This window comes from Microvirga sp. jy35, from assembly GCF_056148915.1.
The window spans coordinates 76,336-89,001 of the sequence record NZ_JBWBEW010000007.1 but is presented as its reverse complement, the minus strand read 5'-3'; the positions used below and the strand labels follow the sequence as shown (position 1 = coordinate 89,001).

General features: G+C 67.6%; 10 protein-coding genes. 4 read left to right on the top strand and 6 right to left on the bottom strand.

Annotation, left to right across the window (positions count from 1 at the left end):
* Nucleotides 1–356: 356 nt before the first annotated feature.
* The 3 genes from AC0QTX_RS07830 to AC0QTX_RS07820 all read left to right on the top strand — a co-directional run bounded on the left by AC0QTX_RS07830 (nucleotide 357) and on the right by AC0QTX_RS07820 (nucleotide 4,198).
* Complete coding sequence (locus tag AC0QTX_RS07830; protein WP_474603262.1) at nucleotides 357–1,361, top strand: FecCD family ABC transporter permease; 1,005 nt, start codon at nucleotides 357–359, stop codon at nucleotides 1,359–1,361.
* Complete coding sequence (locus tag AC0QTX_RS07825; protein WP_474603261.1) at nucleotides 1,358–2,140, top strand: ABC transporter ATP-binding protein; 783 nt, start codon at nucleotides 1,358–1,360, stop codon at nucleotides 2,138–2,140. Before AC0QTX_RS07830 ends, AC0QTX_RS07825 begins: the two co-directional genes overlap by 4 nt.
* Before the next feature lie 93 nt (nucleotides 2,141–2,233).
* Nucleotides 2,234–4,198: an SDR family NAD(P)-dependent oxidoreductase gene (locus AC0QTX_RS07820; protein ID WP_474603260.1), complete on the top strand. Its 1,965-nt coding sequence runs from the start codon at nucleotides 2,234–2,236 to the stop codon at nucleotides 4,196–4,198.
* Here AC0QTX_RS07820 and AC0QTX_RS07815 read toward each other — a convergent pair.
* The 5 genes from AC0QTX_RS07815 to AC0QTX_RS07795 all read right to left on the bottom strand — a co-directional run bounded on the left by AC0QTX_RS07815 (nucleotide 4,131) and on the right by AC0QTX_RS07795 (nucleotide 10,835).
* A complete protein-coding gene (locus AC0QTX_RS07815) occupies nucleotides 4,131–5,072 on the bottom strand; it encodes an NAD-dependent epimerase/dehydratase family protein (RefSeq protein WP_474603259.1) in 942 nt (313 codons plus the stop codon). The genes AC0QTX_RS07820 and AC0QTX_RS07815 overlap by 68 nt on opposite strands.
* Complete coding sequence (locus tag AC0QTX_RS07810) at nucleotides 5,069–6,103, bottom strand: MraY family glycosyltransferase (protein WP_474603258.1); 1,035 nt, start codon at nucleotides 6,101–6,103, stop codon at nucleotides 5,069–5,071. The genes AC0QTX_RS07815 and AC0QTX_RS07810 overlap by 4 nt, the downstream gene beginning before the upstream one ends.
* Before the next feature lie 4 nt (nucleotides 6,104–6,107).
* Nucleotides 6,108–7,115 carry an NAD-dependent epimerase/dehydratase family protein gene (locus AC0QTX_RS07805; RefSeq protein ID WP_474603257.1) on the bottom strand — a complete coding sequence of 336 codons (1,008 nt, stop codon included), beginning with the start codon at nucleotides 7,113–7,115 and terminating at the stop codon, nucleotides 6,108–6,110.
* 166 nt (nucleotides 7,116–7,281) lie between these two features.
* Nucleotides 7,282–8,187 (bottom strand): MBL fold metallo-hydrolase, encoded by a 906-nt coding sequence (locus AC0QTX_RS07800; protein WP_474603256.1) that lies wholly within the window; start codon nucleotides 8,185–8,187, stop codon nucleotides 7,282–7,284.
* Between the two features lie 101 nt (nucleotides 8,188–8,288).
* Complete coding sequence (locus AC0QTX_RS07795; RefSeq protein ID WP_474603255.1) at nucleotides 8,289–10,835, bottom strand: ABC transporter ATP-binding protein; 2,547 nt, start codon at nucleotides 10,833–10,835, stop codon at nucleotides 8,289–8,291.
* 219 nt (nucleotides 10,836–11,054) lie between these two features.
* Here AC0QTX_RS07795 and AC0QTX_RS07790 point away from each other — a divergent pair, with 219 nt between their 5' ends.
* On the top strand, nucleotides 11,055–11,609 hold the full coding sequence (locus tag AC0QTX_RS07790; protein ID WP_474603254.1) for a tetratricopeptide repeat protein: 555 nt from the start codon (nucleotides 11,055–11,057) through the stop codon (nucleotides 11,607–11,609).
* 44 nt (nucleotides 11,610–11,653) lie between these two features.
* Here AC0QTX_RS07790 and AC0QTX_RS07785 read toward each other — a convergent pair whose 3' ends face one another.
* Entirely contained in the window at nucleotides 11,654–12,619 is a 966-nt protein-coding gene (locus tag AC0QTX_RS07785; protein ID WP_474603253.1) for a mechanosensitive ion channel family protein, read from the bottom strand.
* Nucleotides 12,620–12,666: the final 47 nt, after the last annotated feature.

The window sequence follows — 12,666 nt, the reverse complement described above, 5'->3', positions numbered from 1 at the left end:
GCTCTCTCAATCGATGTTTACCAGGGTGCTGATCCGCTTCGTACCATGGAGCGTCAGGAGATCGAACCCGCATTCTGCAGGACTTTCGGGTGTCGTCCCGCACGGAGCACTGCGAAGACCCGGGATCGCGTGCAGGATGGAACGCGGGTCTCCTTCTCCCCGGATCTCGGGTATTCCCGAGATCTGCTTTTGCTGGCCCAAGTCGGGAACGCCCGACTTGGGACGGGAGAGGTGAACGCGCCCCACGCTTGTCGAACGATCCCGGATCGGCTTTGCCGTCCGGGATGACGATGTATGGGGTGCTTTGCCATCCCGGCCTTTCATGCTCTATCGATGGAGCAACGAAGCCGCCATCCATGCCCCTCCGCCGCTCGCCCCTCATCCCCGGTCTCATCGTCCTCATCGCCGCACTGAGCCTCGCCTCCCTGGTGATCGGCCCGGCGCCGATCTCGATCGTCAAGGCGCTCAAGGCGCTCGCGTCGGATCAGGGGGCGGCGAGCATCGTCGTGCGGGAGATCCGCCTGCCGCGCACCCTTCTGGCCCTTCTCATCGGCTGGATCTTCGGACTGTCGGGCGCGGGGCTGCAGGGCCTGCTGCGCAATCCGCTCGCCGATACGGCGGTGTTCGGGGCGCCGCAGGCGGCGGCCTTCGGAGCCGTGCTCGTGATCTATTCCGGCCTCGTCGGCACCCTGTCCTGGGCCCTGCCCTTAGCGGCCATCGCCGGGGCTCTCCTGTCGATCGCCCTCGTGGTGGCGGTAGCGGGGAGAAGCACCACCATCGTGGTGCTCGTTCTCGCCGGCCTTGCGGTCGGCAGCCTTGCGGGAGCCGGCACGTCGCTCGCCATCAGCCTCTCGCCCAACCCCTTCGCCGTCACGGAGATCGTGTTCTGGCTGCTGGGCTCCTTCGAGGACCGTTCCATGGTCCATGTGGGGCTCGGCATGCCCTTCATTCTCCTGGCCTCGCTCCTGATCCTGAAGGCTTCGTCGGGCCTGCGGGCCCTGACGCTCGGCGAGGAGACGGCGCGCAGCCTCGGGACGGACGTGGCGCGGCTCAGGGGACTGATCGTCGCCGGAGCCGCCATCGGCACGGGCGCTTCGGTGGCGGTTGCCGGGTCCATCGGCTTCGTCGGCCTGGTGGCGCCCCATCTCGTGCGGCCCTTCGCCGGCTACGATCCGGCGCGCACGCTCGTTCCCGCAGGCCTTGCGGGAGCAGCCCTGCTGCTGGCGGCGGATTGCGCCGTGCGCCTCATCCCGTCCGGAGCCGAGGTCAAGGTCGGGGTCCTGACGGCCCTGCTCGGCGTTCCGTTCTTCCTGTGGGTGATCGCCCGCCGCAGGGCGGAGTTGGTGGAGACGCCCGCATGATGCGCCTGGAAATCCTCTCCCTCACGGTTGATCTGGGCCCCCGCCGCGTCCTCCAGGGCATCGACCTGTCCCCCGAGCCCGGGCGCCTGACGGCGCTGATCGGGCCCAATGGCGCCGGAAAGACGACCCTCATGCGGGCCATGGCCGGCTTGATGAGGCCCTCGGGCGGAAAGGTTGACCTGAATGGAACCTCGGTTGCCCGGATGCGGGCGTCCGAACGGGCGCGGGCCGTCGCCTATCTGCCGCAGGGCGGCGGGGTGGCCTGGCCCCTGCCGGTCGCGGGCGTCGTCGCGCTGGGCCGCCTGCCTCATGGCGAGGAGCCGGACGCTCTGCCGGAACAAGGCCGGGCGGCGGTCGAGGCGGCGCTCCGGTCCGTCGGGCTGCAGGGCTTTGAGAACCGACTCGCCACCTCCCTGTCCGGCGGGGAGCGCGCCCGCATGCTGCTCGCCCGCGCGCTCGCGACGCAGGCGCCGGTGCTCCTGGCCGACGAGCCCGTTGCCGCCCTCGATCCGCGCCACCAGCTCATAGTGCTCGAGGTGCTCAAGGCCCATGCCCGCACCGGCGCGACCGTGGTGGCGATCCTGCACGACCTGAATCTGGCAGCCGGTTTCGCCGACCATATCGTCCTGCTGAATCAGGGAAAAGTCGAAGCCTCGGGCCCTCCCGAGGCGGTCATGACCGAAGCCCGGCTCGCCTCCAGCTTCGGCATCCGGGCGCGCGTTGCCCGGGAGGCAGACCGCCTTCTGGTGATCGCACAGAGCCCTCTGTCCGACGGGTGAGGAGCTTGCGCCGGAGGCATCGTTGAGGCGACAGAGTTACATTGACAAAGATGTGAGCCCATCCGATACCCCGAAGCAGCAGACGGCAGGGCTATGAATCGGCAGGACTTCAAGAAAACTCTCATCGTTATACATGATCTCGTGATGACGGGCGTGGCCGTTGTCGCGACGTTCTTCGTGCGTTTCGAGGGAACGCTCCTCAGCGAGCGGCTCGTCCACCTGCCGCTCTTCCTGCCGCCCTTCATCGCCTTTGCGGGCGTGGTCTACTGGTTTTCCCACCTCTACCGCTCCAAGTGGCGCTTCGCCTCCCTGCCGGACCTGTTCAACATCTTTCGGGCCTCCAGCATTCTGGCGATGAGCCTGCTGGTGGTGGACTACATTCTCGTCTCGCCGCAGTTCCTGGGCACCTTCTTCCTGGGCAAGATCTCGATCGCCCTCTACTGGCTGATCCAGATGTTCCTGCTGGGCGGCCCGCGGCTGGCCTTCCGCTACCTGAAATATGCCCGGTCCCGGAACAGCCTGCAGCGCGAGGCCAGCACGCCGACCCTGCTGCTCGGGCGCGGCAGCGACATCGAGGTGATCCTGCGGGCCATCGAGTCCGGCACCGTCAAGAAGATCCAGCCGAAGGGCATCCTCTCCTACCGCACCGACGATCTCGGCCAGTCCATGCGCGGCGTCCCGGTGCTGGGCACATTCGACGACCTCGACCAGGTCGTCCAGGACTTCCAGGAGCGTGGCATTCCCATCCGCCGGCTGGTGGCGACTCCGAGCGCATTGATGCCGGAGGCGAACCCGGACAGGCTGCTCGCCCGCGCCCGCCGTCTCGGCCTGCCGCTGGTGCGGGTGACGAGCCTCGGCGAAGGCATGCGCAACGCCGAACTCGCGCCGCTGGAGATCGAGGACCTGCTCCTGCGCCCCACCGTGCAGATCGACCGGCAGCGGCTGGAGGCCTTCATCCGCGGCAAGCGCGTGCTCGTCACGGGCGGGGGCGGGTCCATCGGGTCCGAGATCTGCACCCGCGCGGTGGCCTTCGGGGCGAGCGATCTCATGATCCTCGAAAGCTCCGAGCCGTCCCTGCACCACATCCTGGAGAACCCGACCCTCCTGTCCAGCGACACCAACGTGGACGGCGTCATTGCCGACGTGCGCGACCGGGAGCGGGTGCGCGAGGTCATGAACGCGTTCAAGCCGGAGGTGGTCTTCCACGCAGCCGCCCTCAAGCACGTGCCCTATCTCGAAAAGAACTGGACCGAGGGCATCAAGACCAACGTCTTCGGCTCGGTGAACGTGGCCGATGCGGCGGTCGAGGCGGGGGCCGACACCATCGTGATGATCTCCACCGACAAGGCCATCGATCCGGTCTCCATGTTAGGGGCCACCAAGCGCTTTGCCGAGATGTACGGCCAGGCGCTCGATGCCGAGTTCATGGGCCGCAACGGCGCCACCCGCACCATCGCGGTGCGATTCGGCAATGTGCTGGGATCCGTCGGCTCCGTGGTGCCGAAATTCAAGGCGCAGATCGCCCGCGGCGGACCGGTCACGGTCACCCACCCGGACATGGTGCGCTATTTCATGACCACCCGCGAGGCGGCGGATCTGGTGCTCACCTCCGCGTCCCACGCGGAGGAAAGCCGCTCCCTGACGGAGCGCTCCAACGGGGACGAGCGCGCCTCGGTCTACGTGCTGAAGATGGGCCAGCCCGTGCGCATCTATGAGCTTGCCGAGCGCATGATCCGGCTTGCCGGCTACGAGCCGGGGGAGGATATCGAGATCGCCGTCACCGGGGCCCGGGCCGGCGAGCGCCTGCACGAGATCCTCTTCGCCCGCGAGGAGCCGCGCACGGAAATCGGCATCGACGGCGTCATGGCCGCCAAGCCGATCTTCGCCGACCGCGAGCGGGTCGAGCAATGGCTCAGGATCCTGGACCGTGCCCTCGCGGAGGGCGACCGTACCCTGGCCGAGCGGGTGTTCGAGGAGGCGATCCCGGAGTTCAAGCGCCGGAAGCCTGCTCCCCCGCCTGCCGCGCCAGTTCCGCAAGCGCGTCTCGCGTCGAACTGACCGGCTGCCAGCCTAAGCGCCGCAAGGCCTCCGGGCTTGCCACGAGGGAGCCCGCCAGACGCTGATAGGCCTCGCCTTTGCCCGCGAGAGCCGCCGCTCCCTGCAGAACGAAGGACGGAACCGGGATCAGCCCCGGCCCACGCCCGAGACCCTTGCGGAGCGCCGTTACCATTTCGGGAATCGTCACCGGCTCCGGATCGGCCACGATGAAGGGTCGCCTGAGAGGCCCGTCCGTTTTCAGGACCGTGTCCACCGCCGCCGCCAGATTGTCGAGGGAGAGAAGCGACCGCTTGGCCCTCAAGCCCGCGAGCGGCAGGGGCCAGGGCGACCGCGCGAGGCCGAGCAGGGCGGCCATGTTGCCCTTCACGCCGGGGCCGTAGACGAGAACCGGGCGAAGGGCCGCCCAGTCCAGCCTGAGTTCGGCCAGGCCGTGCTCGGCTTCGAGCTTGGAGCGGCCATAGGCATCCGTGGGTTTCGGCTCCATGTCCTCCGTCAGCACGCGCTCAGTGGAAGGACCGCTCTGCGCCCGGATCGAGGACAGGAAGACGAAGCGCTTCACGCCGGCCCGCTCGGCAGCCTGGGCGAGCTTCACCGTCGCCTGCGTGTTGATGCTGCGGTAATCGTCCTCCGGACGGCCCGACATGGCATGCGCCAGGCCCGCCGAGTGGATCACCATGTCCACGTCCCGCAGGGCGGCTGCCATGTTGTGCGGCGAGGCGATATCGCCGATCACGGCGCTCGCGGCCCCCGCCGGCACCTCGGAAGGGCGGCGCAGCAGCACCCTGACCCGGTAGCCGCGCTTGGGGAGCTCGGTGAGGAGATGTCGTCCGATGAAACCCGTCGAGCCGGTCAGGGCAATCAGGGGTGCGTTCATCGGGAAACCTCCAAAGGAATTGTCTGGCGGGGGGTGGAAAAGCGCCTGAGGACCAGGCTGACGAGGATGACCCCTAGGACAAGCGCCGCAACCTGCACGGTGCCCGAGGGCCAGACCAATGTCATAGCGGCGAGGCCGGCGAGGACAAGGTTGAGCCCGAACACATGGCCGCTGACGTCGAGGGCCGAGAAGCCGTTGTCGGTGGCCTTCTGGTAGAAATGGCTGCGATGCGCCTCCCATACCTTTTCGCGGCGGCGTAAGCGGCGCAGCAGGGTGATGGTGGCGTCCATGAGATAGTAGAGCGGCAGCAGGAGAGCGGCCGCGAGCCCACCCGTTCCGGCAAGGTGCAGCAGCATCCAGCCGACGAGAAGCCCGATGGGCAGCGAGCCGACGTCGCCGAGGAAGAGCCGTGCGACGGGCCTGTTGAAGGGGGCGAAGCCGAGGAGCGCGCCGCAGAGCGAGGCAGCGACGATTGCAGGTGCCGGAGGGAAGCCCAGCAACCAGAGCACGGCGATGAAGGCCGTAATCGGCGCCATCTCGGCAACGGTGATCCAATCGAGCCCGTCCATGAAGTTCACGAGATTCACGAACCAGACGCCGCCGAATATGAGAAGCGCTTGCTCCATCGTCAGGGGAACGGTTTCGGGCAGGATGCGGACGCCGCTGACGAGAACGATCGCGGCTACCGCCACAATCTGAAACAGGAGGCGAAAGATGGCCGGCAACGGGCGGATGTCGTCGATGGCGCCTACAAGAGCCAGCCCGATGGCGGCGGCTGCAACAACGAGAAAGGACGTGAGCGGAGAGTCGAGGGCGAGCAGGGCTGCGGCGCTCACAAGGAGGGCCGCGCCGACGACCGCGATCCCCCCACCCTGCGGGGTCGGCACCTTGTGGCTCGAGCGGGCATTGGGACGAGCCAGCGCATAGCGGACGAGCAGCGGCTTCAGGACTACGATAAGCCCCGCCGAGAGAAGGGCAGCCCCAATCAGGCTGAATGACAGAACAACGGTCACCACGGCGTCAACGGTCATGCGCTCACGCCCCGTGATACGCGCGATACCACGCGACGAAGCGCCTGATGCCCTCCTCGAGCGATGTCGCGGGCGCAAAGCCCACGTCGCGGCGAAGGTCCGTCACATCCGCGCGGGTCTCCAGCACGTCGCCGGGCGGCAGGGGCACGTCGACGCGGTTGGCCTTTTTGCCCAGGGCGTCCTCGATGAGGGCGATGAGACGGTTCACCTCTTCGGGCGAGTCGTTGCCGATGTTGTAGACCCGGTGCGGCGCAGCACTCGTGGCCGGATCGGGATCCTCCGCATTCCAGGCCGGATCGCCTGAGGGCGCGCGGTCGACCAGGCGCACGATGCCCTCCACAATGTCGTCCACATACGTGAAGTCGCGCCGGACCTGGCCCGCATTCGCCACTTGGATCTCGCGGCCCTCACTGATGGCGTGAGTGAACTTGTACACCGCCATGTCGGGCCGGCCCCAGGGACCGTAGACGGTGAAGAAGCGCAGGCCCGTGGAGGGGAGCCCGAACAGGGACGCGTAGGAATGGGCCATCACCTCGTTGGCCTTCTTGGTGGCGGCGTAGAGGCTGATCGGGTGATCCGTCGTGTCGTGCTCCGAGAAGGGCAGCTTGCGGTTGGCGCCGTAGACCGAGCTCGACGAGGCGTAGACGAGATGCTGCACCTCCCCGTGCCGGCAGGCCTCCAGCATGCTCATGAAGCCCATCAGGTTCGAGGCCGCATAGGGCTGGGGATCGACGAAGCGCACGCCCGGCTGGGCGGCGAGATGGATCACACGCTCGAAGCGGTGGTGCCGGAACAGGTCGCGGGTGGCCTGCTGGTCGGCAAGGTCCAGGCGCTCGCCGAGAAAGGTGTTGTGGGGGCTCAGCCTGGCGAAGCGGGCCTCTTTCAGGCCGACATCGTAATAGGGCGTGAAGCTGTCGACGCCCACCACCTGGTGCCCATCGGCCAGGAGCCTCTGCACAACATGGAAGCCGATGAACCCGGCCGCACCGGTGACGAGTATGGGGGAGGTCATGAATGGCCCGCTTAGAGCATCGGACCCAAAAGTGGAAGGCACTTTCGGGATCGATCCGATACTCGATCCCTCAAAGCGGCGCATGGTCTCGCGCGGAACCGGAGGTCCGCCTCAGCGAAACCAGGTTCATCTTTCATGATGTGGCCCTCCGGACCCGCACGATGCGTCAGATCGCCGGCACCTCGCCGGTCTGCGCCTCGTCCGCAACCGTCTCGTCGACAGCGGGCACGAAGGCGATGAACTGGCGTTCGCGGGCCATGAAGGCGGTGGGCATCACGGCCTGCATCTCGGCCTCGGCGGCCTTCAGATAGGCATCGTCGTGGCCGGGGTAGAGATGGAAGATCGCCAGCGCCTTCACGCCGGCGGTTTTCGAGAGTTCCACGCCCTTCTGCCAGGTGGAATGGCCCCAGCCGCGGCAGTACGAATATTCGGCATCCGAGAACATGCCGTCGAAGATCATGAGGTCGGTGTCCCGGACGAAGGCGGCGAGATCCGGATCGGGCCAGGGGTCGCTGTGCTCCACGTCGCTGATGTAGCAGACGCTGCGACCGCCGTGGCTGAGCCGATAGCCGGTGGCGCCGCCCGGGTGGTTGAGAAGGTGGGTGTCGATCCGGGTTCCGTCGTCGAAGGTGATCGGCTCCCCGGCCCTGAAGCCGTGATATTCGAACCGGGCCGGAAGCTGGCCGAGGCGGACGGGAAACAGGGGCGGTGCGAAGAGCCTCCCCAAGGGCTCCATGGCGCTCTCGCCATCGAGATGACCGCAATAGGTGCGGATCACGCGCTCCTTGGCGAGGAGGGCCGGCTTGAAGAAGGGCAGGCCGCTGATGTGGTCGAGGTGAAGGTGACTGAGGAGGATGTCGATCTTGTCGGGAGCGTTCTGGCCGAGTTCCATGCCTAGGGAGGACAGGCCGGTGCCCGCATCGAGGATGAAGAGACGCTCGCCGCATCGGACCTCGACGCAAGGCGTGTGCGATCCGAATTCGACGAACTGAGGTCCGGATGCGCAGGTGGAGCCGCGAGTGCCCCAAAATCGGACCTGCAACGCCTCGGAGGATGCAACACGCCTTACCATGGCAGGATCATGATGGATCGAAAACCCCACTTATGTGCGCTGGCGCACATGGACCGCGGTAAGCTGCCCCCGAGAAGGACGGCTGGTCAAGGCGAAATATGTCACGCACTTAACGCCTCCAGCCGCCGGGTGCGGCGCTCCATCACGGGCTCGCCCCGCTCGAAACGGATAACAGCATCGAAGGGCGGTTGATCCATGGCCGGCGAAATCTCGGGCGTCACCAGGATCAGGCCGCGGCCGACGAGGGCCCGGCGCAGGCTCATCACCAGCTTGTCGGCGGCCGGTCCCGGCAGGCCGTCGAGCGCCCGCTGGACCACCAGGATGCTCGGCCGGCGCACGAGGCCGCGCACGAGATCGACGGCAGCAAGCTCGGTCAGGGTCAGGTCGTCCCCTTGCGGATCGATCGGCGTGTCGAGCCCGATGCGCGAGACCTCGCCGTCGAGGCCGCGCTGGGTCAGCACCCGGCGGGTCACCTCCTGCACCGCCTCGAGGGCGCCCGCCTGGTCGGCGGCGATGCGGCCGAAGAGCAGGTTGTCCTGAATGCTCGCCGCCGCGCAGAACCGCGCCTCGTCGTAGAACTCGATCGAGGACTTCAGGCTCACCGGCAGCATGCGGGCAAAATCGGCCCGGGCCACGAGGATGCGCTCCTCCAGGTCCGGTTCGAGGAGCCCCAGGCGGTGCCGGCTCTCGTTGTAGCGGAGCGCGAGGCCGATCAGGCGTTCCTGATCGCGGGAGGTCTGGTCGCTGCGCCGCTGCTCGTTCTTCCGGTCGACGAGATCCTGGAAATAGGGCCGGTCCGCCGCCGAGAAGAAGGAGAAGCGGTCGAAGAGGGGGGAACCGTCCGGAATCTCCGAGAAGATCTCGATCATGCTGGTCGCGATCGATAGGCCGATCCGGGCGAGCGGCTTGGTGAGCTCGTTGGCCTCCAGAATGGCGCGCACGAAGGGGTGACCCGACAGGCGATCCTCACGGAAGGCATCGCCGATCGGCTTTCCGAAGAGCAGGTTCTCGCCGATCGTCGAATAGCGGTTGTAGCGCGTCGCGCTGAAGGGGTCGACGAAGCGGTCCAGGTCCTCGGCGGCGAGCGCCGCCTCGACGAAGCGGCGCGCCTCCACGATGGCGGCCGCGAACTTCGGCTCCTGGGCCGGATCGATCGTGCCGGACAGGCCGCGGGCATGGGTCAGTCGCTCGAGCCCAACAACGGCGATCGCCTCGGACAGGCGGTGGTTGAGTTCGCCCGCCGGCGCGGAGCAGCCATAGAGCAGGTTGTCCTTGAGGCTGCCCTCGATCAGCACCGTCGATCCCGTGAAGGCGATGCGCTGGCTGCGCTCCACGGGGTTGGCGGCGGCGAGGTCCACGCCGCCATAGGTCAGGCGGCCCATGGAGGGCGGCAGCTGGCCGCTCATGAGCGCCGCAAGGAGCCTCGGGCCCGCATCCCCGTCACCCACCAGGGCCACGTGGGACGGAAAGGCGAGGGTGAGGTTGACCGATGCGACGCGGGCGCCGCTCGGGGGGTCGTAGGCCGAGACGCCCTGGGCCACGAGCGCGCCGTTGTCCGGCAGGCTGGCCTTTCCCTTCAGAGCCGCACGCAGCTTCAGCGGCGCCAGGCCCTTGCCGAGGTCGATGAGCAGCGCCCGCGCCCGCATGATCAGCCGGTGCCACTGGACCACCTCGCGGGTGCCGTAGGCGGCGAGCGCCGCCGCGAGCACGCTGGCCGCGACCGTTCCGGCCGTCAAAGGACGAGATTGCGAAAACCAGGCGCCGAGAGCCAGAACAGCCAGGGGGGCGATCATGAGCACGGCCGCGGAGGCGGCCTCGGTGACGGCCAGGCGGTATTCCTCCCGCATCACCGGGCGATGGCCGCTTAAGAGGGCCCGGCGCACCCGGTCGCGCTCGAAAGGCGCAGTGCCATGGGCGCGCAGGGCCGGCAGGCGCTGCTCGAGATCCGCGAACACCCCTTGGGCCTCTTCCCCTTCCCGGTGGCGGGCCGCGGCGGCGTCGAAGCGCAGGAGGGTCCGGCGCGCGCTGACAACCATGCCGAGGGCAAGGACCACGGCCAGAACGGCACCCAGGTGCCAGTCCGTGACGAACACATAGGCGCAGGCCAGCCCGATCATGCCGCCGAGCTTCACCGGGATCAGGAGGCTCGAACCCAGGACGCCGTTTTCGCGGGCCAGACCCCGGGAGGCGAGCGCCGAGATCATGGCGATCTCGTCGTGGGAGGCGGAGGGCGCTTTCAGGATGATGTCGAGGGCGGCCGATTGGGCTCGCGTCAGCATCCGCACGCCGATCCCGACCGCCACCCATTCGAGGGCCACAAGGATCAGGCCGATGAGCAGAGGGATGGCCAGCACGCCGATCACGGCCGCAAGGGCGAAGGTTTCAGGATCGAGGGCAAAGCCGGGAAACAGAACCAGGGATCCCGGCCACAGGTCGGCCGGCGGAGCCAGAGCGATCCGCAGGAAGGCGGCCGGCCCATTCCAGGCGTCAGCGCCGCCGGTCGCCCGGTCGACGATCTGCCGGACCAGATCGAGGCCGATCAGGATCAGAAAGCCCGCCAGCATCAGCAGGCCGAAGCCGGCAAGATGGCGGAGGGGCGAGGTTCTCCAGGCCAGGCGCAGAGGGTCGCGCTCGATGACGGCTCCCAAGGACAGCTCCAATGATCGTTCGGTTGCGGTGACGTTAGCGGAGCCTAGAACAATTTTCGACTCGGTGGAGGGGAATAGCACCTAAAAAGTGCGCCCGGACACACGGGAGCCGTTTCCCGCATTCGGCAATCGGTACCGTTTTGCCCTCTCGCCGTGCCGCGCTTCGACTCTATGTCCCTTGCCTTGGCTACCTGCCACGGAGGATCGGTGAGCCCACCCATGATGTCCCCCCTGCCGCTCGATCCGGTCTTCCAGCTCGTTCTCGAGGTTCCCGTCCGCACCCCATGCCCGGAGCTGCCGCGCCGCCTGACCGCCCTCTTCCAGGAACTCGCCATGGACGAGCCGCCTCGGCCGGTGGAGGAGATCGAAGACCAGATCTGGGCCCTGTGGAGCTCGCACGAGGACCGGATCGCGGAGGAGACCATGGCGGCGGCCGTGGAGGCTTTAGGGTCGGGCTCGCTCAAGAAGGCCAAGCCCCTGCTCGATCATTTGGTCGCCATGTACCCGGACTGGCCGGAGGCCTGGAACAAGCGCGCCACCCTCGCGTCCATCGAGAAACGCGACGCGGACAGCCTGCTCGACATCGCCCAAACCCTGCGCCTCGAGCCGCGCCACTTCGGCGCCATCGCCGGCTTCGGCAATATCTGCCTGCGCAACGGGCACCTCAACGAGGCGCGCGCCGCCTTCCAGATCGCGCTCGGCATCAATCCGCATATGGAAGACCTGCGCGACATGCTGGAGAACCTGTCGCCGCATCACCTCATGCTGCATTAGGAAGAGCTCGGAGTTCGCGGAGGAATTCGCCGCCGCCGCGATGATCAGGACCGGCGCCGCGCCCGCGGCCTGCGCTCGGGCTCGTCCTCGACCCCGTTCAGGCGGCGGGCAGCTGAATTGCCCTCGACGGGCCAGCCCTCCCGCTGGCGGCTGCGGTCCCCATCCGCTTCCTCCGTCTGGTCGTGCAGAAGAACGACATTGGTAGGGAAGGGCAGGTCGATGCCGGCCTCTGACAGGGCCTTCTTCATCGCCCGGATCACACGGCCCTGGGTCCGAACCACCTCGGAGCGCTTGGAGTGGGTCCACCACCGGACGCGGACATTGACGGTCGAGCCGTCGAGCTCCCAGGCGAACGCTTCCGGCGGCGGGTCCTCCGCCACGCCTTCCAGGTTGCGAATGGCATCGAGGATGATCCCGCAGGCGCGGTCGATGTCGTCGCCGTACCCGATGCCCACATCGTACTGGCTGCGGCGGAGCGGGAAGGCGGTGTTGACCGTCACGGCGTCGGTATAGACGGAGCTGTTGGGAATGATCACCCGGCGGCCATCGTAGGTCTTGATCAGCGTCGCCCGCGCCTCGATGTGCTCGACCGTGCCCTCGTGCTTGCCGACGACGATCTGGTCGCCGGGTCGGAACGGCTGGCGCAGGAGGATGAGAAGGCCGGCCAGCCAGTTCTGCAGGATGTCCTTGAAGGCGAATCCGATGGCGACGGAGCCGATGCCGAGGGTCGAGAGGAGATCCGCCGGCTTGATCGACGGGAAGATGACCGTGGCGACGATCAGAAGCCCAAGTCCGATGATTCCCCAACGCGCCGTTCCCGCCAGCATGGTGGCAAGATCGGAACGGCTGCGCCGCCGAAACACCCGCAGCACGGCCCGGCGCGCGACGCTCGCGGCAATCAGGCAAAGAGAAAAGACGACAAGGGCGATGCCGAGATTGGGAAGGATCCACCAAAAGCCCTCGATGTAACCCTCGATGCGCTCGAGAGTAATCCTGGTGTCGGCTTGCAAGCGGACCTCCGCATCCGTGAACGATCCGGGCGAACGTGGCGGCAACG

Bases quoted from the DNA above. Each gene is read 5' to 3' on its own strand.
- AC0QTX_RS07830 (WP_474603262.1), top strand. From the start codon at position 357: ATGCCCCTCCGCCGCTCGCCCCTCATCCCCGGTCTCATCGTCCTCATC.
- AC0QTX_RS07825 (WP_474603261.1), top strand. From the start codon at position 1,358: ATGATGCGCCTGGAAATCCTCTCCCTCACGGTTGATCTGGGCCCCCGC.
- AC0QTX_RS07820 (WP_474603260.1), top strand. From the start codon at position 2,234: ATGAATCGGCAGGACTTCAAGAAAACTCTCATCGTTATACATGATCTC.
- AC0QTX_RS07815 (WP_474603259.1), bottom strand. From the start codon at position 5,072: ATGAACGCACCCCTGATTGCCCTGACCGGCTCGACGGGTTTCATCGGA.
- AC0QTX_RS07810 (WP_474603258.1), bottom strand. From the start codon at position 6,103: ATGACCGTTGACGCCGTGGTGACCGTTGTTCTGTCATTCAGCCTGATT.
- AC0QTX_RS07805 (WP_474603257.1), bottom strand. From the start codon at position 7,115: ATGACCTCCCCCATACTCGTCACCGGTGCGGCCGGGTTCATCGGCTTC.
- AC0QTX_RS07800 (WP_474603256.1), bottom strand. From the start codon at position 8,187: ATGGTAAGGCGTGTTGCATCCTCCGAGGCGTTGCAGGTCCGATTTTGG.
- AC0QTX_RS07790 (WP_474603254.1), top strand. From the start codon at position 11,055: ATGATGTCCCCCCTGCCGCTCGATCCGGTCTTCCAGCTCGTTCTCGAG.